We start from the raw sequence: 15,484 nt of genomic DNA, 5'->3' as shown, positions 1-15,484 counted from the left end.
GCCGTCGAGTGGACGCGGAGCAACCGCCATACCGGTATCCGCCACCTGGTCGTGGAATTGCACGAGGCGCGGTGAACCTGCGGCTCGCCGATGTCGAGCCGGCTCCCGATGTGTTCGCGGCGGTCATGGCCACTGGCATCGTGTCGATCGCCGCTCATCTACAGCATTACCGCTGGATCAGCGACACGTTGGGGGTCCTGGCAACCGCGGGCCTATTGGTTCTGGTCATGCTGGTGGCGGTGTATGCGGTGCTCGGCAGGATTCGCTGGGATCTCACCGATCCTGATGTGACACTGCGCCTGTTCACCTTCGTGGCCGCGTGCGCAGTACTGGACAGCCGGCTGGCAGCGCAGCCGGTGGTGGTGGCGACGCTCGGGGGAGTCGCGCTGTCGGCGTGGCTGGCCTTGACGGCGCTCACCGTCCGCAATATGTGTGTTCACCGCGGCCCGGTACTGCGTGCGCGGGCTCACGGCGCCTGGGAACTGGCCAGCGTGGGCACCTCCGGTCTGGCTATCGTGGCCACCCAGGTGGCCCGGCACACCCCACGACACTGGCCGCTGGCGTTCGCCGTGCCGGTCTGGGTAGCAGCGTTGTGCATCTACGCGCTCATGACCTGGCTGATCCTGTGGCGCGCCGTCACCGAACTCCACCAGCACAACGGATTCGAGCCCGACTCGTGGATCCTGATGGGCGGGTTGGCCATTGCGACGCTGGCCGGGGAAAGCATCCACAACCTGGCTTCCGGTTGGCTGGCACCGACGCTTCGGCTCGCCACCGTGGTCACCTGGGTCGCCGCCAGCCTGTGGATCCCGGTGCTGATCTACTTCGGCGTACGGCGCACCGATCAGCGGATGCTGCGTTTCGCCGGTGTCTGGTGGGCCATGGTGTTCCCGCTGGGCATGTATTCGGCGGCGACCGACGCCATGGCCGCCGAGCTCGGCCAGCGGTCGTTGGGCACCGTCTCCTTGGTGTTCTTCTGGATCGCGTTCAGCGCGTGGGTGGTCGTCGCCGGCGCCGGATTGCTGCGGCTGGTCAGTAAGCCCGCAGCCTGACCCCGGCCGCCCGCAATTCCAGCGCGGCCAGTCCGCGGATGACGACCGGATCTTCGTGGCGCCACCCGCCCACCGGGTCGTCACTGATGGCGGCCAGTTTGCCGGGGGACCGATTGGCCAACGCCCGCAACGCCAGCAACTGTTGGCCGGCCGTCGTTGCGGCCAGCGCGGTCACCACCAACTTGCGCCGGAAGAACCGCAGCCGCAGGTACAGCCACGGACCGCCGACGGCCAGGATCGGCGTCGCGGCCACCGCCAGCGCGAGCACCACCGCAAGCCAACTCGCAGTGGTGTCGAGATCATGCCCGGCTCCGGCGATGTCGAGGGCCGCGTCGGCCGCCGAGGTGAGCGGCTTGCTCAACGCGTCGCCGACCAACGGGACGCGTTGCACGCCGTGGCCGGCCGAGCCCAAGTTGCCGGCGATACCGTGCGCGCCCTGCTCCACTTGCCGGCCCGCTTCGGCGATGGTGGAGATGGCGCTGTGCACGGCCATGCCGACCAGCACCCATATCGCCGTCCACAAAGTCACGGTGATGTCGCTGATCAGTTGGCCGAACAGTCGAAGGGGTCGGGTGGAGTAGGGCAGAAACCGCGGACTCATAGGGCTGATCCCAGCACAATATGACTCGTTCGTTGCCCGATAGGCTGACCCGATGCGCCCCGCGTTGTCCAACTACCAGCACCTGGCCAGCGGCAAGGTCCGCGAACTCTATCGCGTCGATGACCAGCACCTGCTGCTGGTGGCCAGCGACCGGATTTCGGCGTACGACTACGTCCTGGACAGCGAAATCCCGGACAAGGGTCGCATCCTGACCGCGATGAGCGTGTTCTTCTTCGGCCTCGTCGACGCGCAAAATCATCTGGCCGGGCCGCCGGACGACCCGCGCATCCCCGACCAGGTGCTCGGCCGTGCGCTAGTCGTACGGCAACTGCAGATGATGCCGGTCGAATGCGTCGCCCGCGGTTATCTGACCGGTTCGGGGTTGCTGGATTATCAGGCGACCGGCAAGGTCTGCGGTATCGGGTTGCCGCCCGGCCTGGTCGAAGCCAGCAAGTTCGACACACCGCTGTTCACCCCGGCGACCAAAGCCGCACTCGGCGACCACGACGAGAACATCTCGTTCGACCGGGTCGTCGAGCTGGTGGGTACCGAGCACGCCAACCAGTTGCGCGAGCAGACGCTGCAAATCTACGTGCAGGCCGCCGAGCACGCACTGACGAGGGGAATCATCATCGCCGACACCAAATTCGAATTCGGCACGGACTCCGACGGCACCCTGGTGCTGGCCGACGAGATTTTCACGCCCGACTCCTCACGGTATTGGCCGGCCGACGACTATCGGCCCGGTGTGGTGCAGACCAGCTTCGACAAGCAGTTCGTCCGCAATTGGCTCACCAGCCCGGCATCCGGCTGGGACCGCGGCGGTACCCGGCCGCCACCACCCCTGCCGGATGACATCATCGAAGCCACCCGAAAGCGTTACATCGAAGCCTACGAACGTATTTCGGGACTGAGCTTCGGTGACTGGATCGGTCCGAGCGCATGACTGCCGCCACCACGCCGCCCGTGGCCAAGCGGGTGGAGACTCGACGCGAGCATCACGGTGACGTCTTCGTCGACCCCTACGAGTGGTTGCGCGACAAGGAGAATCCCGAAGTCGTCGGCTACCTCGAGGCCGAGAACGACTACGTCGAGCAGCACACCGCCCACCTCGAGCCACTACGGCAACGAATCTTCGACGAGATCAAAGCCCGCACCAAGGAAACCGACTTGTCGGTACCGACGCGGCGCGGCGAGTGGTGGTACTACGCGCGCACCTTCGAGGGCAAACAATACGGCGTCCACTGCCGTTGCCCGGTCAGCAATCCCGACGACTGGGATCCGCCGCGGTTCGACGAGGACACCGAGATTCCTGGGGAGCAGGTGCTGCTTGACGAGAACGATGAAGCTGACGGTCACGAATTCTTCGCACTCGGCGCCGCGAGCGTAAGCCTGGACGGCAATCTTCTGGCGTTCTCCGTCGACGTCATCGGCGACGAGCGATACACCCTGCGATTCAAAGATCTACGCACCGGGGAGCTCTATCCCGACGAGATCGTGGGTATCGGGGCCGGTGCCACCTGGGCCGCCGACAACCGCACCGTCTACTACATCACAGTGGACGCCGCTTGGCGTCCGGACACCGTGTGGCGGTATCGATTCGGCGAGGTCGATTCCGCCGAACAGGTGTATCACGAAGCTGACGAGCGCTTTTGGCTTGGCGTGGGACGCACCCGCAGCAACGCCTATGTGATCATCGCGGCGGGGTCGTCCATCACTTCAGAGATCCGTTACGCCGACGCCACCGACCCCGACGCGGAGTTCGCCGTAGTGTCACCGCGCCGCGAGGGCGTGGAGTACTCGGTGGAGCACGCGGTGGTCGGGGGCCAAGACCGATTTCTGATCCTGCACAACGAAGGAGCCGTCAACTTCACGTTGGTCGACGCGCCCGTCGGTGATTACCAGCAGCAGCGCACCTTGATTCCGCACCGCGATGACGTCCGCCTCGACGGCGTGGACGCCTTCGCCGGCCACCTGGTGGTGAGCTATCGGCGGGCGGCGTTGCCCCGAATCCAATTGTGGCCGTTGAGCTCCGCCGGTGACTACGGTCAGCCCGAGGAGATTTCTTTCGACTCCGAGCTGATGTCGGCCGGGCTGGGCGCCAACCCGAACTGGGACTCACCGCGATTGCGCTTCGGTGCCGGCTCGTTCCTCACCCCGGTACGCATCTACGACCTGGACCTGCTCACCGGGGAGCGCATCTTGCTGCGCGAACAACCGGTGCTCGGCGACTACCGCCGCGAGGACTACGTGGAACGACGGGACTGGGCACACGCCGAGGACGGCGCCCGCATCCCGATCTCGATAGTGCACCGATCCGACGTCCAATTTCCAGCTTCCGCAATGGTATACGGCTACGGCGCCTACGAGATCTGCGAAGACCCACGCTTTTCCATCGCCCGGCTGTCGTTGCTGGATCGCGGCATGGTGTTCGTCATCGCTCACGTTCGTGGCGGTGGCGAGATGGGACGGCTCTGGTACGAACACGGCAAGCTGCTGCAGAAGAGGAACACCTTCACCGACTTCATCGCCGTCGCACAGCATTTGGTGGATTCCGGGCTGACCCGGCCGGAGCAGTTGGTGGCCTCCGGGGGCAGCGCCGGCGGACTGTTGATGGGTGCGGTGGCCAACATGGCGCCGCAGCTCTTCGCCGGCATCCTGGCGCAGGTGCCGTTCGTCGACCCGTTGACCACCATTTTGGATCCCTCGTTGCCGCTGACCGTCACCGAGTGGGACGAGTGGGGGAATCCGTTGAGCGACAGCGATGTCTACGCCTACATGAAGTCGTATTCGCCGTACGAGAACGTCGCGACCCAGGACTATCCGGCCATTCTGGCCATGACGTCGCTCAATGACACCAGGGTGTACTACGTGGAGCCGGCTAAATGGGTGGCGGCACTGCGGCACGCCAATGGCGGGGCCAATCCCACCGGCAACCCGGTGTTGTTGAAGACGCAGATGCATGCTGGACACGGCGGAATCAGCGGCCGCTACGAGCGCTGGAAGGAAACCGCTTTCCAGTACGCCTGGTTGCTAGCTGCCGCCAACGGCGACTACGACAGCGGCGGTCAGGAAGACGAACTCCTCGGCGGTGCGCACGCCTAGCCGCATCGTCATCGACTTCGGCGGCTGCGGCATGCGCGCGGCGTAGACGTTGGCCGGGAACATGGCCAGCATCAACAGCAGCAGACAGAGCGCCGCCGCCACCCGGGTTGCCGGCCAGAACAGCGCCGCTGCGCCGGCCAACTCCAGCACGCCCGTGATCGTGACCAGCGCTCCCGCAGCCGGCAACCGAGGCGGAATGATCGCGACCAGATCCCGGCGCAGCGGCGGAACAAAGTGCGCGACGCCGGTGACCACGAACATCACCGCCAGTCCCACGGCGATGGCCGCGATCCAGTCGTCGACGTAGCCCACCCCGCACCAGCCCACGATCCGAGCGACGATGCTGCCGACCAGCAACGCGACGAGTGGAGCCATTGGGCGCCTCCCCTAACTAGACACTGACAAGTTTGCACTGCGGCCGACCGTAACCCGACATCTAGTCACTGTCAAGATTCTCGAGGTAAGCTGGCCCCATGTCTCGGTCCGCGTATCACCACGGCGACCTGCCCGCGGTCATCCTGGCCGAGGCCGCTCGTCTGGTGGCCGAACGGGGCGCTGATCGCGTTTCACTGCGGGAACTGGCTCGGGACGCCGGTGTGTCGCACGCGGCGCCGGCGCATCACTTCACCGACCGTCGTGGCCTGTTTACCGCGCTGGCCACCCAGGGTTTTCGGCTGTTGGCGCAGGCGCTCATCGACGCGCGGCCGCAGTTTGCCGACGCGGCCCTGGCGTATGTCCGGTTCGCCATCGACCACCCCGGCCACTATCAGGTGATGTTCAACAAAACGTTGGTGGACGGCTCGGACGCTGCGCTGGTCGCGGCCGAGGCCGCCGCCGGTGCCGAATTGGCGCGCGGCGTAGCGACCTTGCGCGATCCGAACGCACAAGCCGATCCCGCCGGCGCCCAACTGGCGGCATGGTCACTGGTGCACGGCTTCTCGACGTTGTGGCTCAACGATGCGGTCAATCCACAAGTGCGCGCGAGCGATCCGATGGCGACGGTGGCGCGGTTGGCCGCCATGTTGTTCGACGCCTAAGCGATCAGGCGGCGGGCTTCTTGGGCAGGAACGACGCCGGGATCAACGTCATCGCCATGAGCGCGCACGCCAGGACGAGCACCACGGAGTAAGAGTGCGACAAGTCGTGCAGCACTTTGCCACTGAAGTCCGGGGCAAGCGCTGGCGCTGGGATGGTCTTCGGGTCGACGGGCGTGCCGTGTCGCGCGGCGCCCTGCTGGAGCGACGCGAGCTTGTTCGCCGCCGCGATGTTTTCACTGCGGTTGAACTGATTGGTCAGTACCACCGACATCAGCGCGGTCCCGATCGAGCCGCCGACTTGCTGGTTGACGCTGAGCAGCGTCGAACCGCGCGCGATCTCGTGCGGGGTCAACGTCTGTACCGCAGCCCCGGAGAGCGGCATCATGGTGCAGCCCATGCCCATACCCATGATCGCCAGCCCGGTCAATAGTGTGGGCGCGTAGTCCGCATCGCGGGCGACGCCCAGGGTGAAGGTGGCGAGCCCGGTTGTCAGCAACGTCAGGCCGAACAGCACACTCTTGCCCGGTCCATGCCGGTCCATGAATGCACCGGCGACTGGCATGGTCAGCATGGCGCCCAGGCCCTGCGGGATCAGGAAGACCCCGGACTGCATCGGTGTTTGGTGCAGCGCCTGCTGCAAGTAGCTGGGTAGCAACAGGCCCGTGCCGAAGAACGCGACCGCGAAAAACAACAGCGTCACACTGGCTTGGCTGAACACGCGGTTGCGGTACAGGCGCAAGTCGATGAGCGGATGGTCGGTGCGGTACCAAGCGCGAAAGACGAAGGCGCCGATCAGCACGAGGCCCGCGGTCGCCGGCACCAGCACATGGCGATCGGCTACGGTGCCGCGGGCCGGGATCGATGACACGCCGAACAGGAATGTCGCCAGTCCCGGTGACAGCAGCAACACGCCGATCAGGTCGAACGTCTCTGATGGCGCGGGCCGGTCGGGCGGAAATTCGTGCGCGGCAAGGGCAAATGCGGTCAGCCCGATCGGCAAGTTGACCAGGAAAATCCACGGCCAGCTGAGGGTACCGATCAACCAGCCACCCAGAATGGGGCCACAAATCGGGCCGAGCAGCATGGGAATGCCCAGCACCGCCATCATGCGTCCGAGCCGCCTGGGACCTGCGACGCGGGTCAAGATCATGAACCCCAATGGCATCAGCATGCCGCCACCGATTCCCTGCACCACACGAAACACGATCAGCAGCAAGATGTTCGGCGCCATCGCGCACAACAGGGAGCCGAACGTGAACGCCAGGACCGAGCCCATCCAGAGGCGCTTGGTGCCGAAACGGTCGGCGGCCCAACCGGTTATCGGGATCACGGTGGTCAGTGCCAGGGTGTAACCGGTCATGGTCCAGGCCACGACCGCCTGCGTGGAACCGAATTCGAGGATGAAGGTGCGCTGCGCGACGCTCACCACGGTGACGTCGAGGATCGCCATGACCGACGCCAACACACACACGCCGGCAATCCGTAGCGTGGCCACGTCGAGCTTGTCGGGGTAGCCATGTTCGCCGGCGCGGGATTGGCCCGTGCCGGTGGTAGGTTGCGCCGCGGCCGACGGTGCGGAATTCGCCTTCTCCATGGCGTTGCTGAGCATATCGATAGCAGTGATCCAACCGGCCCGGCGCCCGGTGGCGGCGATATACGTCTGCCGTCTGCGTGTCCTTTACTGTCCGGAAACCTGGAATCGGCAAACTGGCAGCGTGTCTGGAAAATTGATCGTCTCGGTGTCCGGTATCGGGGACCGAACCCTGACCGAAGTCGACGCCTTCTGTGCGCAGATGGACGCCCGCTCGGTGCCGGTGTCGCTGTTGGTCGCGCCCCGGCTGCGCAATGACTACCGGCTCGATCGTGACCCGGTGACCGTCGACTGGCTGAGCAGCAGGCGCGCTGGCGGTGACGCGGTGGTCCTGCACGGCTATGACGAAGCGGCTACCAAGAAGCGCCGCGGCGAGTTCGCGACGCTGCACGCGCACGAGGCGAACCTGCGGCTGGTGGCGGCCGATCGGGTGCTCGAACACCTCGGACTGCGCACCCGGTTGTTCGCGGCGCCGGGCTGGACGGTGTCACCGGGCGTTATCAAAGCGTTGCCGGGCAACGGTTTCCGATTGCTAGCCGACTATCACGGCATCACCGATTTAGTCCGCAGATCCACCGTGCGCGCCCGGGTGCTGGGCATCGGTGAAGGATTCCTCACCGAGCCGTGGTGGTGCCGCATGGTCGTCATGTCGGCCGAGCGCATCGCCCGGCGCGGCGGCGTGGTCCGCATCGCCGTGGCCGCTCGCCACTTGTCCAAGCCGGGCCCGTTGCAGGCCATGATTGACGCCGTTGACCTGGCTTTACTGCACGAATGCACTCCGATGGTGTACAGCTGGCGGCCCAACAAAGCCGTCCTCGACGCCGCGTAACAGACCGCCCTGGGCAAGGGCACTACCCTGTACCGACATGAGCGCAACATGGGCCGGTGACGACGGCACTACCGACGCGATCATCGTCGGAGCCGGGCTGTCGGGCCTGGTAGCCGCGTGCGAACTGGTCGAGCGCGGCTTGCGCGTGCTGATCGTGGACCAGGAGAACAGCGCCAACCTGGGTGGGCAGGCGTTCTGGTCTTTCGGCGGTCTGTTCTTCGTCGACAGCCCCGAGCAGCGCCGGCTGGGCATTCGGGACAGCCACGAGCTCGCCTTGCAGGACTGGCTGGGCACAGCGGCGTTTGACCGGCCTGAGGACTACTGGCCACGGCAGTGGGCGCACGCCTACGTCGATTTCGCGGCCGGAGAGAAGCGCAGTTGGCTGCGCGAGCGGGGACTGAAAATCTTCCCGCTGGTCGGCTGGGCCGAACGTGGCGGATACGACGCGCAGGGGCACGGTAATTCGGTGCCTCGGTTTCACATCACCTGGGGCACCGGTCCGGTACTGGTGGAAATCTTCGCCCGTCGGCTGCGCAATCACGCCAAGGTTCGCTTCGCACACCGCCATCAGGTCGACGAGCTGATCGTCGACGGCGGCGCCGTGACCGGTGTGCGCGGCACCGTACTGGAGGCGTCGGACGCCGCACGTGGGGTCGCGTCGTCGCGAAACAAAGTGCGAGACTTCGAGTTTCGCGCCTCGGCGGTGATCGTGACCAGTGGCGGCATCGGCGGCAATCACGAGCTGGTGCGCAAGAACTGGCCGCCCCGGATGGGCCGCGTCCCCGAACAATTGCTGAGCGGGGTGCCGGCCCACGTGGACGGCAGGATGATCGGCATCGCCCAGCAGGCCGGGGCGCGGGTGATCAATCCCGACCGGATGTGGCATTACACCGAGGGCATCACCAATTACGACTCGATCTGGCCCGACCACGGCATCCGGATCATCCCCGGCCCCTCGTCGCTGTGGCTCGATGCCGACGGCAAGCGGCTGCCGGTTCCGCTGTACCCCGGTTTCGACACGCTGGGCACCCTGGAATACATCACCAAGTCTGGTTACGACTACACCTGGTTCATCTTGAACAGCAAGATCATCGAGAAGGAATTCGCCCTCTCCGGTCAGGAGCAGAACCCGGACTTGACCGGGCAAAGTGTGCGCGAACTGGTACGCAACCGCGCTCGGCACGGGCCGCCGGGACCGGTGCAGGCGTTCATCGACCGGGGGGTGGATTTCGTCAGTGCTGACTCGTTGCGCGACTTGGTCGACGCCATGAACAAGCTGCCCGACGTCGCGCAGCTGGACTACCACACGGTCGAAGCCGCGGTCACCGCCCGCGATCGCGAGGTCGCCAACAAATACACCAAGGACGGGCAGGTCACCGCCATCCGAGCGGCTCGCAATTACCGCGGTGATCGGCTCGGCCGGGTGGTCGCTCCGCACCGGATCACCGATCCGAAGGCCGGGCCGCTGATCGCGGTGAAGCTGCACATCCTTACCCGAAAGACGTTGGGCGGCATCGAAACCGACCTGGATTCCAGGGTGATGAAGTCCGACGGTACGCCGGTCACCGGGCTGTACGCCGCCGGCGAGGTGGCCGGCTTCGGCGGCGGCGGGGTGCATGGGTATCGGGCCTTGGAAGGCACCTTCCTGGGCGGCTGCATCTTCTCCGGCCGCGCCGCCGGTCGCGGTGCCGCACAGGACATCACCTAGAAGGTGACCGCGCTCTCTTCGGGGAGCACCTGGAAGTCGACGCTGGTCATCTCGGTGAGCCGGCCGTAGTAGATGCCGCGCGCATCGGGGGCCACGATGCCCTGGTGGATCGGCACAGCGTGTGCGGGGGCCACCGCGCGCAAGTAGTCGACGGCCTCGGAGATCTTCATCCACGGGGCGGCGGCCGGAGTCGCCAGCACCTCGACGGGCTCGTCGGGCACGAACAGTGCATCGCCGGGATGCATCAGCCGGGCCCGTCGCTCACCCTCGTCGACCAGGAATGAAATGTTATCTATCACAGGCAATTCCGGGTGAATGACCGCATGCTTACCGCCGACGGCGCGCAACCTGAGCTGTCCGACCGTCAGCTCATCACCCACATGGACCGCCTGGCACGGGGAACCCAGCTGTTCGGTGGTCTGCGGGTCGGCGTACAGCGAGGCGTTCGGGTTCCCGTCCAGCAGCGCGGGTAACCGGGTGCCGTCGACGTGGTCCGGGTGCTGATGGGTGATCACGATGGCCGACAGGCCGGTGATGCCTTCGAATCCGTGCGCGAAGGTGCCGGGGTCGAACAGCAGACGAGTGTCACCGAACTCGGCGAGCAGGCACGAATGCCCGAAATGCGTCAGTTGCATGCTTACGATTGTGCCCTGATGGGGACCATGCAGGTGCGGGTGTTCCTGGCGACCATGGTGGTCGCCGGCCAGCTGATGGTCGCCGTGCTGGTGGTGCCCACTGTGCAGGCCGACCCCGAGACTTGCCCGCCGATCTGCGATCAGATCCCGAATACCGCCTGGATCCAGCGGCGGTCGGTGCCGATGGATTCGGTCTACGCCTGGCCCGAGTTGAGCGCCGCGGCCGGTGCGCTGACCCGCACGACACCGCGGTTCAAGTTCGAGCAGGTATGCGCCACCCCCGCCGCCCCGCAGGACAGCCGCGACGCCGCGGTCGCCGCCCAGGTGACCGTCGCGCACCCCGACGGGCAGTGGCAGCTACAGGCCCAGATCCTGCACTGGCGGGGAGACACCGCCCGCGGCGGCGCGGTCGCCGCATCGGTGTTCGGCAGCGCGGTGGCCGCATTGCGGACGTGCCAGGCGGGCGCACCCACGCAGTCACCGTCGGTCACCGACGACGAGCCGACCCGCATGGCAGCGGTGATCAGCGGTCCGGTCGTCGTGCACACCTATCTGCTCGCGCATGTGGCCAGCAGCACAATCAGCGAACTGACGTTGTGGGCGAGTGCGCCGCAGGTGCCGTGGCCGGTGGTCGCCGACTCGGCCGTGCTAGACGCCATGACAGCGCCGTTGTGCGAGGCCTATATCGCCTCGTGTTCATAGCACCCGTCGCGCATGGTCTTTCGCGTGCCGGCGGGCAAACGCGGACACAGCGAGCGGGCCGGGTCGTAGTGGTCATCGGCGTCGCACCCGCTGCACCGGTAGAGTTGGCACGGACCTCTTGCCGAAGTTGAGGAGGAGCGCCGGTGAGCCGGGTGGTCGTACACGTGATGCCCAAAGCTGAGATCCTTGACCCCCAGGGGCAAGCGATCGTCGGTGCATTGGGCCGGCTTGGCCACCCTGGAATCTCGGATGTTCGGCAAGGCAAGAGATTTGAGTTGGAGGTCGACGACACTGTCGACGATTCGACTTTGGCCGAGATCGCCGAATCACTCCTGGCGAACACGGTGATCGAGGACTGGACCATTACCAGGGAAGCCACGTGAGCGCCCGCATCGGCGTCATCACGTTTCCGGGCACCCTCGATGACGTGGACGCCGCCCGTGCGGCGCGACGGGTCGGCGCCGAGCCGGTCGCACTGTGGCACGCCGACGCCGACCTCAAGGGCGTCGATGCTGTGGTGGTGCCGGGCGGCTTCTCTTACGGTGACTACCTGCGCGCAGGGGCCATCGCCAGGTTCGCCCCGGTGATGGGTGAAGTGGTCGAGGCCGCCGAGCAGGGCATGCCGGTGTTGGGCATCTGCAACGGGTTTCAGGTGCTGTGTGAAGCAGGACTACTGCCCGGAGCGCTGACCCGTAACGCCGGTCTGCACTTCGTCTGCCGCGACGTGTGGTTGCGGGTGGCCTCGACGTCGACCGCCTGGACGTCACGCTTCGAGGACGACGTTGATGTGCTGATTCCGCTGAAATCCGGCGAGGGCCGCTACGTGGCGCCCCAGGAAGTGCTCGACGAGCTAGAAGGCGAGGGCCGGGTGGTCTTCCGCTACCACGACAACATCAACGGTTCGCTGCGAGACATCGCCGGCATCAGCTCAGCCAACGGTCGCGTCGTCGGGCTGATGCCGCATCCCGAACATGCCATCGAGGCGTTGACCGGTCCCTCCGACGACGGCCTGGGTCTGTTCTACTCGGCACTCGACGCCGTCCTCACCGCCTGACGAATCAGGCGGAATTGCCTACCCGACGCGGGGCGGGCGGATTCGCAGTGTCCCGCAGTTCCTCGAACGCCGAACACAGCGCGTCGGTCGCGTCGTGCGCGTCGTCGAAGGTCTGGTCATCGGTGAGCACGGCAATGTCCAGTCGATCCGCATAACTCCACACGGTGATGTTGACCGGGGCGCCTGGGGAAAGCACTCCGGTGGAATAAATCTCGCTGACCGGCGCCCCACCGAAGTGGCCGCGCTCACGCGGACCCATGACACTGGACACCGCCACGTTCATCATTTTGTTCGGCCCCTCCCGTCGCGCCAGCCAGCGAAACGCCGCTGGAGCGATTGCCGCCGGCAGGTAGGCCATCAAGCGCCCGTACAGGCGTGGCCCCATGATCTCGTGGTCTTCCTTGGCGATACGGGTGGCCAGCGCGACCAGACGGGCCCGCTCGGCCGGGTCGGCGACGTGCACCGGCAGGGACACCATTAATCCGCTGATCTCGTTACCGGTGACGCGTTCGGACTTGTCGGTGGCTGTAGGTACCGAGGCGATGATCGGTCGGTCCGCGTGACCGTCATACCGCAGCAACAGCTTTCGCAGTCCGCCGGCGGCTACGGTGAGGATCAGGTCGTTGATGGTGACGCCCAACCCGGCCGCGGTCGCCTTCGCTTCAGCCAACGGCAATGTCGCACTTGCGAATTGGCGCTGCGCCGACACCACATGGTTCATGAAAGTCGGTGGCGCGCTGAACGCGTCGGCCAGATCGGGATGGTTCTCCCGTTGCCGGGACCGGCGGCGCACTCGAGCCATCCCCACCGCCGCGTCCTTCAGCAAGCCGGGCAGTTGAGCGGCTTGACGCAGGTGGTCGCGCAGTGCCGCACGCACCAGGTCGACCGGCGCGGGAGTGACACACGCTTGCCCTGGATCGCGCTCATCGGTGACCGCGTCCTTCAGATCCATCGCGCGGGCCAGCAGGTTGGCCGAGGCGACACCGTCGGCCAGTGCGTGATGCACCTTGCCGATCACGGCGAACCGGTTGTCGGCCAATCCCTCGGCGAAGTGGAACTCCCACAGCGGCCGCCTGCGGTCCAGTGGCGTGGACGCTACTTCGCCGATCACTTGGTCCAACTCTCGCCGGCCGCCGGGTGCTGGGACCTGCACCCGCCGCAGGTGATAGTTCAGGTCGACCTCGCAGTCCTCCAGCCACATCGGATGGTGTAGGCGAAACGGGATGTCAACCAGCTTGTAGCGCAATGGATCCAATAAATGCAAGCGACGGCGCAGATGGTGTCGGAACACCTCGAAACCGAAATCACCGTCGAATTCGGAAGCGTCGATCACCGCCACCTTCAACGTGTGCGTGTGCAAGTTCGGTGTCTCGCTGTACACCAGCATGGCGTCCATACCGTTGAGACGTCTCACCCGCACACACCCGTCATCCGAGGACGGGGAAGCGGCGCTGCGCGGCCAGGCGCTGCAACGCGTTCTCCATCACCGAACGGACATAGGCGTCGACCTCGCTGACGTCGGGGTCCGCACCGAACCGGGCCGTCACGTCGATCGGTTCGAGCACCTCGGTGACGATCTTGGACGGCAGCGGCAGATTTGGCGGAAAGATCATGCTCATTCCGAACGGGACGCCGAAACTCAGCGGCAGAATGTCCAGCCGCGCCTTGGTCAGCCCAAGTCTGCGCGCCAGCCAGTTGCCGCGCGTCAAGAACAGCTGGGTCTCCTGAGCGCCGATGGACACCGTGGGGACAATCGGCACGCCGGCTTCGATGGCGGTGCGCACGTAACCCGTGCGCCCGTTGAAGTCCACCGTATTGGCGCTCAAGGTGGGGCGGTAGGAGTCGTAGTCACCGCCGGGAAACACCAATACCACCGCGCCGGAACGGAGTGCGGCAGCCGCGTTTTCACGACTGGCCTCAATGACGCCGAGCCGACGCAACCAACTCTGCAGCGGCCCGACGAACAGTCCGTAATGGCCCAACGTATAGACGGGCCGGTCGTAACCGAAGGCGGCGTAAAAGGCGGGGCTGAAGATCATCACGTCCGGGGTCAGCATGCCCCCGGAGTGGTTGGACACCACCAGCGCTCCACCGGCCGCGGGGATGTTGCCGAGGTTTCGCACTTCGGCGCGGTGCCAGCCCTTGAGCAGCGGACCGATCGCGTCGACCACTTGTTTGGTGAACGCCGGATCCCATTTGGCGATTTCGCGATCGTCGCCCGCTGTCACGCTACTGCCCTCCGTTGGACTCCTCGGCCGGCTGCGACCAGGAGTTTGCGCGTTTGAGCATATGCTACTCTCGTTTTAAGAGAATGTCATATCCGTAAGCGAGCGAACATCTTCCCGAGGTTGAGATGGCCGAAAAGGTCCTTGTCACAGGCGGTTTCGGGCTAGTCGGATCCCAAACCGTCCGCCGGCTGGCCGCGGACGGGCATCAGGTGGTGGCCACCGATCTGGGCACCGCCGTTCAGCGCAAGGCGGCTCGGTCACTGCCTGCCGGAGTCCAGGCCCGATGGGCGGACCTCACCGATGAGAACGAGGTGGACCGCCTCGTCGCGGAAACCTCACCCACGGTGATCATCCACCTGGCGGCAGTGATTCCGCCGGTGATCTACCAGCAGCGCGAGCTCGCCCGTCGGGTCAATGTGGACGCCACAGTGGCGCTGCTGCGCGCGGCGGAACGCGCCCGCAATCATGTCCGGTTCATCCAGGCTTCCAGCAACGCCGTTCACGGTGCCCGCAACCCGCATCGGTACCAAGAGTTGTTGCGCCCAGATACTCCACCACGCCCGTCGGATCTGTACGGGGCCCACAAGACCGAGGTCGAGGCGTACGTGCGCTCCTCGAGCATGGAGTGGGTGATCCTGCGGTTGGCCGCGGTGATGAGCGTCGACCTGGGTGCCATGCCGTTCAGCGCCGATGCGCTGTTCTTCGAAAGCGCGCTGCCCACCGACGGTCGGGTGCACACCGTCGACGTGCGCGATGTCGCGGCTGCCTTCGCCGCGGCCGTCACCGCGGATGTGGCCGGTGAGATCCTCTTAATCGGCGGCGACGAATCGCACCTGCTGCGCCAGGGCGAAGTGGGCGCAGCGCTGGCCGCGGCGATGGGGTTGGCCGACATCCTCCCGGGTGGCCGGCCGGGCAACCCCGACAGCGACGACGATTGGTTCG

At 66.0% G+C, this 15,484-nt stretch carries 16 protein-coding genes; 10 read left to right on the top strand and 6 right to left on the bottom strand.

All coding sequences use genetic code 11. The features are described 5' to 3' along the window. Nucleotides 1–1,052 (top strand): tellurite resistance/C4-dicarboxylate transporter family protein (locus A9W95_RS26950; RefSeq protein ID WP_371328091.1); only part of this gene is annotated, 1,052 nt, incomplete at its 5' end. On the opposite strand, the gene A9W95_RS26945 is transcribed toward A9W95_RS26950, so the two are convergent. Beyond that, nucleotides 1,033–1,653 (bottom strand): hypothetical protein, encoded by a 621-nt coding sequence (locus A9W95_RS26945; protein ID WP_067415785.1) that lies wholly within the window; start codon nucleotides 1,651–1,653, stop codon nucleotides 1,033–1,035. The genes A9W95_RS26950 and A9W95_RS26945 overlap by 20 nt on opposite strands. A 52-nt stretch (nucleotides 1,654–1,705) precedes the next feature. On the opposite strand from A9W95_RS26945, the gene A9W95_RS18210 reads away from it, so the two are divergent. Further along, nucleotides 1,706–2,599: a phosphoribosylaminoimidazolesuccinocarboxamide synthase gene (locus tag A9W95_RS18210; protein WP_067415782.1), complete on the top strand. Its 894-nt coding sequence runs from the start codon at nucleotides 1,706–1,708 to the stop codon at nucleotides 2,597–2,599. Then, nucleotides 2,596–4,758, top strand: coding sequence for a S9 family peptidase (locus A9W95_RS18205; protein ID WP_067415779.1), 2,163 nt, complete (start codon nucleotides 2,596–2,598; stop codon nucleotides 4,756–4,758). Before A9W95_RS18210 ends, A9W95_RS18205 begins: the two co-directional genes overlap by 4 nt. On the opposite strand, the gene A9W95_RS18200 is transcribed toward A9W95_RS18205, so the two are convergent. After that, on the bottom strand, nucleotides 4,687–5,133 hold the full coding sequence (locus A9W95_RS18200; protein WP_067415777.1) for a hypothetical protein: 447 nt from the start codon (nucleotides 5,131–5,133) through the stop codon (nucleotides 4,687–4,689). The two genes, A9W95_RS18205 and A9W95_RS18200, sit on opposite strands and share 72 nt — an antisense overlap. A 98-nt stretch (nucleotides 5,134–5,231) precedes the next feature. Between A9W95_RS18200 and A9W95_RS18195 the strand changes: the two genes are divergently transcribed. Continuing rightward, complete coding sequence (locus A9W95_RS18195) at nucleotides 5,232–5,795, top strand: TetR/AcrR family transcriptional regulator (RefSeq protein WP_067415774.1); 564 nt, start codon at nucleotides 5,232–5,234, stop codon at nucleotides 5,793–5,795. A gap of 4 nt (nucleotides 5,796–5,799) precedes the next feature. On the opposite strand, the gene A9W95_RS18190 is transcribed toward A9W95_RS18195, so the two are convergent. Continuing rightward, the gene (locus tag A9W95_RS18190; protein WP_067415773.1) at nucleotides 5,800–7,404 is read right to left on the bottom strand and encodes a DHA2 family efflux MFS transporter permease subunit; all 1,605 of its coding nucleotides are present in this window, start codon (nucleotides 7,402–7,404) and stop codon (nucleotides 5,800–5,802) included. 106 nt (nucleotides 7,405–7,510) lie between these two features. On the opposite strand from A9W95_RS18190, the gene A9W95_RS18185 reads away from it, so the two are divergent. Next, on the top strand, nucleotides 7,511–8,215 hold the full coding sequence (locus A9W95_RS18185; protein ID WP_067415770.1) for a DUF2334 domain-containing protein: 705 nt from the start codon (nucleotides 7,511–7,513) through the stop codon (nucleotides 8,213–8,215). Between the two features lie 37 nt (nucleotides 8,216–8,252). Further along, nucleotides 8,253–9,923 (top strand): FAD-binding dehydrogenase, encoded by a 1,671-nt coding sequence (locus A9W95_RS18180; protein WP_067415767.1) that lies wholly within the window; start codon nucleotides 8,253–8,255, stop codon nucleotides 9,921–9,923. Here A9W95_RS18180 and A9W95_RS18175 read toward each other — a convergent pair. Further along, the gene (locus tag A9W95_RS18175; RefSeq protein ID WP_067415764.1) at nucleotides 9,920–10,558 is read right to left on the bottom strand and encodes an MBL fold metallo-hydrolase; all 639 of its coding nucleotides are present in this window, start codon (nucleotides 10,556–10,558) and stop codon (nucleotides 9,920–9,922) included. The two genes, A9W95_RS18180 and A9W95_RS18175, sit on opposite strands and share 4 nt — an antisense overlap. Between A9W95_RS18175 and A9W95_RS18170 the strand changes: the two genes are divergently transcribed. The 3 genes from A9W95_RS18170 to purQ all read left to right on the top strand — a co-directional run bounded on the left by A9W95_RS18170 (nucleotide 10,535) and on the right by purQ (nucleotide 12,314). Beyond that, nucleotides 10,535–11,260, top strand: a complete 726-nt coding sequence (locus tag A9W95_RS18170; protein ID WP_172826649.1) for an ATPase — start codon at nucleotides 10,535–10,537, stop codon at nucleotides 11,258–11,260. The genes A9W95_RS18175 and A9W95_RS18170 overlap by 24 nt on opposite strands. Nucleotides 11,261–11,403: 143 nt before the next feature. Next, nucleotides 11,404–11,643, top strand: coding sequence for a phosphoribosylformylglycinamidine synthase subunit PurS (purS, locus tag A9W95_RS18165; protein WP_067415758.1), 240 nt, complete (start codon nucleotides 11,404–11,406; stop codon nucleotides 11,641–11,643). Then, nucleotides 11,640–12,314 carry a phosphoribosylformylglycinamidine synthase subunit PurQ gene (gene purQ / locus A9W95_RS18160; RefSeq protein WP_067415755.1) on the top strand — a complete coding sequence of 225 codons (675 nt, stop codon included), beginning with the start codon at nucleotides 11,640–11,642 and terminating at the stop codon, nucleotides 12,312–12,314. Before purS ends, purQ begins: the two co-directional genes overlap by 4 nt. 4 nt (nucleotides 12,315–12,318) lie before the next feature. Here purQ and A9W95_RS18155 read toward each other — a convergent pair whose 3' ends face one another. Then, a complete protein-coding gene (locus A9W95_RS18155) occupies nucleotides 12,319–13,728 on the bottom strand; it encodes a wax ester/triacylglycerol synthase family O-acyltransferase (protein ID WP_172826648.1) in 1,410 nt (469 codons plus the stop codon). Nucleotides 13,729–13,741: 13 nt separating this feature from the next. Then, complete coding sequence (locus A9W95_RS18150; RefSeq protein ID WP_067415750.1) at nucleotides 13,742–14,542, bottom strand: lysophospholipid acyltransferase family protein; 801 nt, start codon at nucleotides 14,540–14,542, stop codon at nucleotides 13,742–13,744. Nucleotides 14,543–14,667: 125 nt separating this feature from the next. On the opposite strand from A9W95_RS18150, the gene A9W95_RS18145 reads away from it, so the two are divergent. Then, the coding region (locus tag A9W95_RS18145; protein WP_067415747.1) for an NAD(P)-dependent oxidoreductase at nucleotides 14,668–15,484 on the top strand (817 nt) is incomplete at its 3' end.

The organism is Mycobacterium sp. 1423905.2, assembly GCF_001673155.1.
Taxonomy (GTDB): Bacteria; Actinomycetota; Actinomycetes; order Mycobacteriales; family Mycobacteriaceae; genus Mycobacterium.
This window is presented reverse-complemented; position numbering and strand designations above follow the sequence as displayed.

Excerpts from the sequence above, each read along its gene's own strand:
- A9W95_RS18200 (WP_067415777.1), bottom strand. The coding sequence starts at position 5,133 with ATGGCTCCACTCGTCGCGTTGCTGGTCGGCAGCATCGTCGCTCGGATC.
- A9W95_RS18180 (WP_067415767.1), top strand. The coding sequence starts at position 8,253 with ATGAGCGCAACATGGGCCGGTGACGACGGCACTACCGACGCGATCATC.
- A9W95_RS18175 (WP_067415764.1), bottom strand. The coding sequence starts at position 10,558 with ATGCAACTGACGCATTTCGGGCATTCGTGCCTGCTCGCCGAGTTCGGT.
- A9W95_RS18195 (WP_067415774.1), top strand. The coding sequence starts at position 5,232 with ATGTCTCGGTCCGCGTATCACCACGGCGACCTGCCCGCGGTCATCCTG.
- A9W95_RS18205 (WP_067415779.1), top strand. The coding sequence starts at position 2,596 with ATGACTGCCGCCACCACGCCGCCCGTGGCCAAGCGGGTGGAGACTCGA.
- A9W95_RS26945 (WP_067415785.1), bottom strand. The coding sequence starts at position 1,653 with ATGAGTCCGCGGTTTCTGCCCTACTCCACCCGACCCCTTCGACTGTTC.
- A9W95_RS18190 (WP_067415773.1), bottom strand. The coding sequence starts at position 7,404 with ATGCTCAGCAACGCCATGGAGAAGGCGAATTCCGCACCGTCGGCCGCG.
- A9W95_RS18170 (WP_172826649.1), top strand. The coding sequence starts at position 10,535 with ATGCCCGAAATGCGTCAGTTGCATGCTTACGATTGTGCCCTGATGGGG.
- A9W95_RS18210 (WP_067415782.1), top strand. The coding sequence starts at position 1,706 with ATGCGCCCCGCGTTGTCCAACTACCAGCACCTGGCCAGCGGCAAGGTC.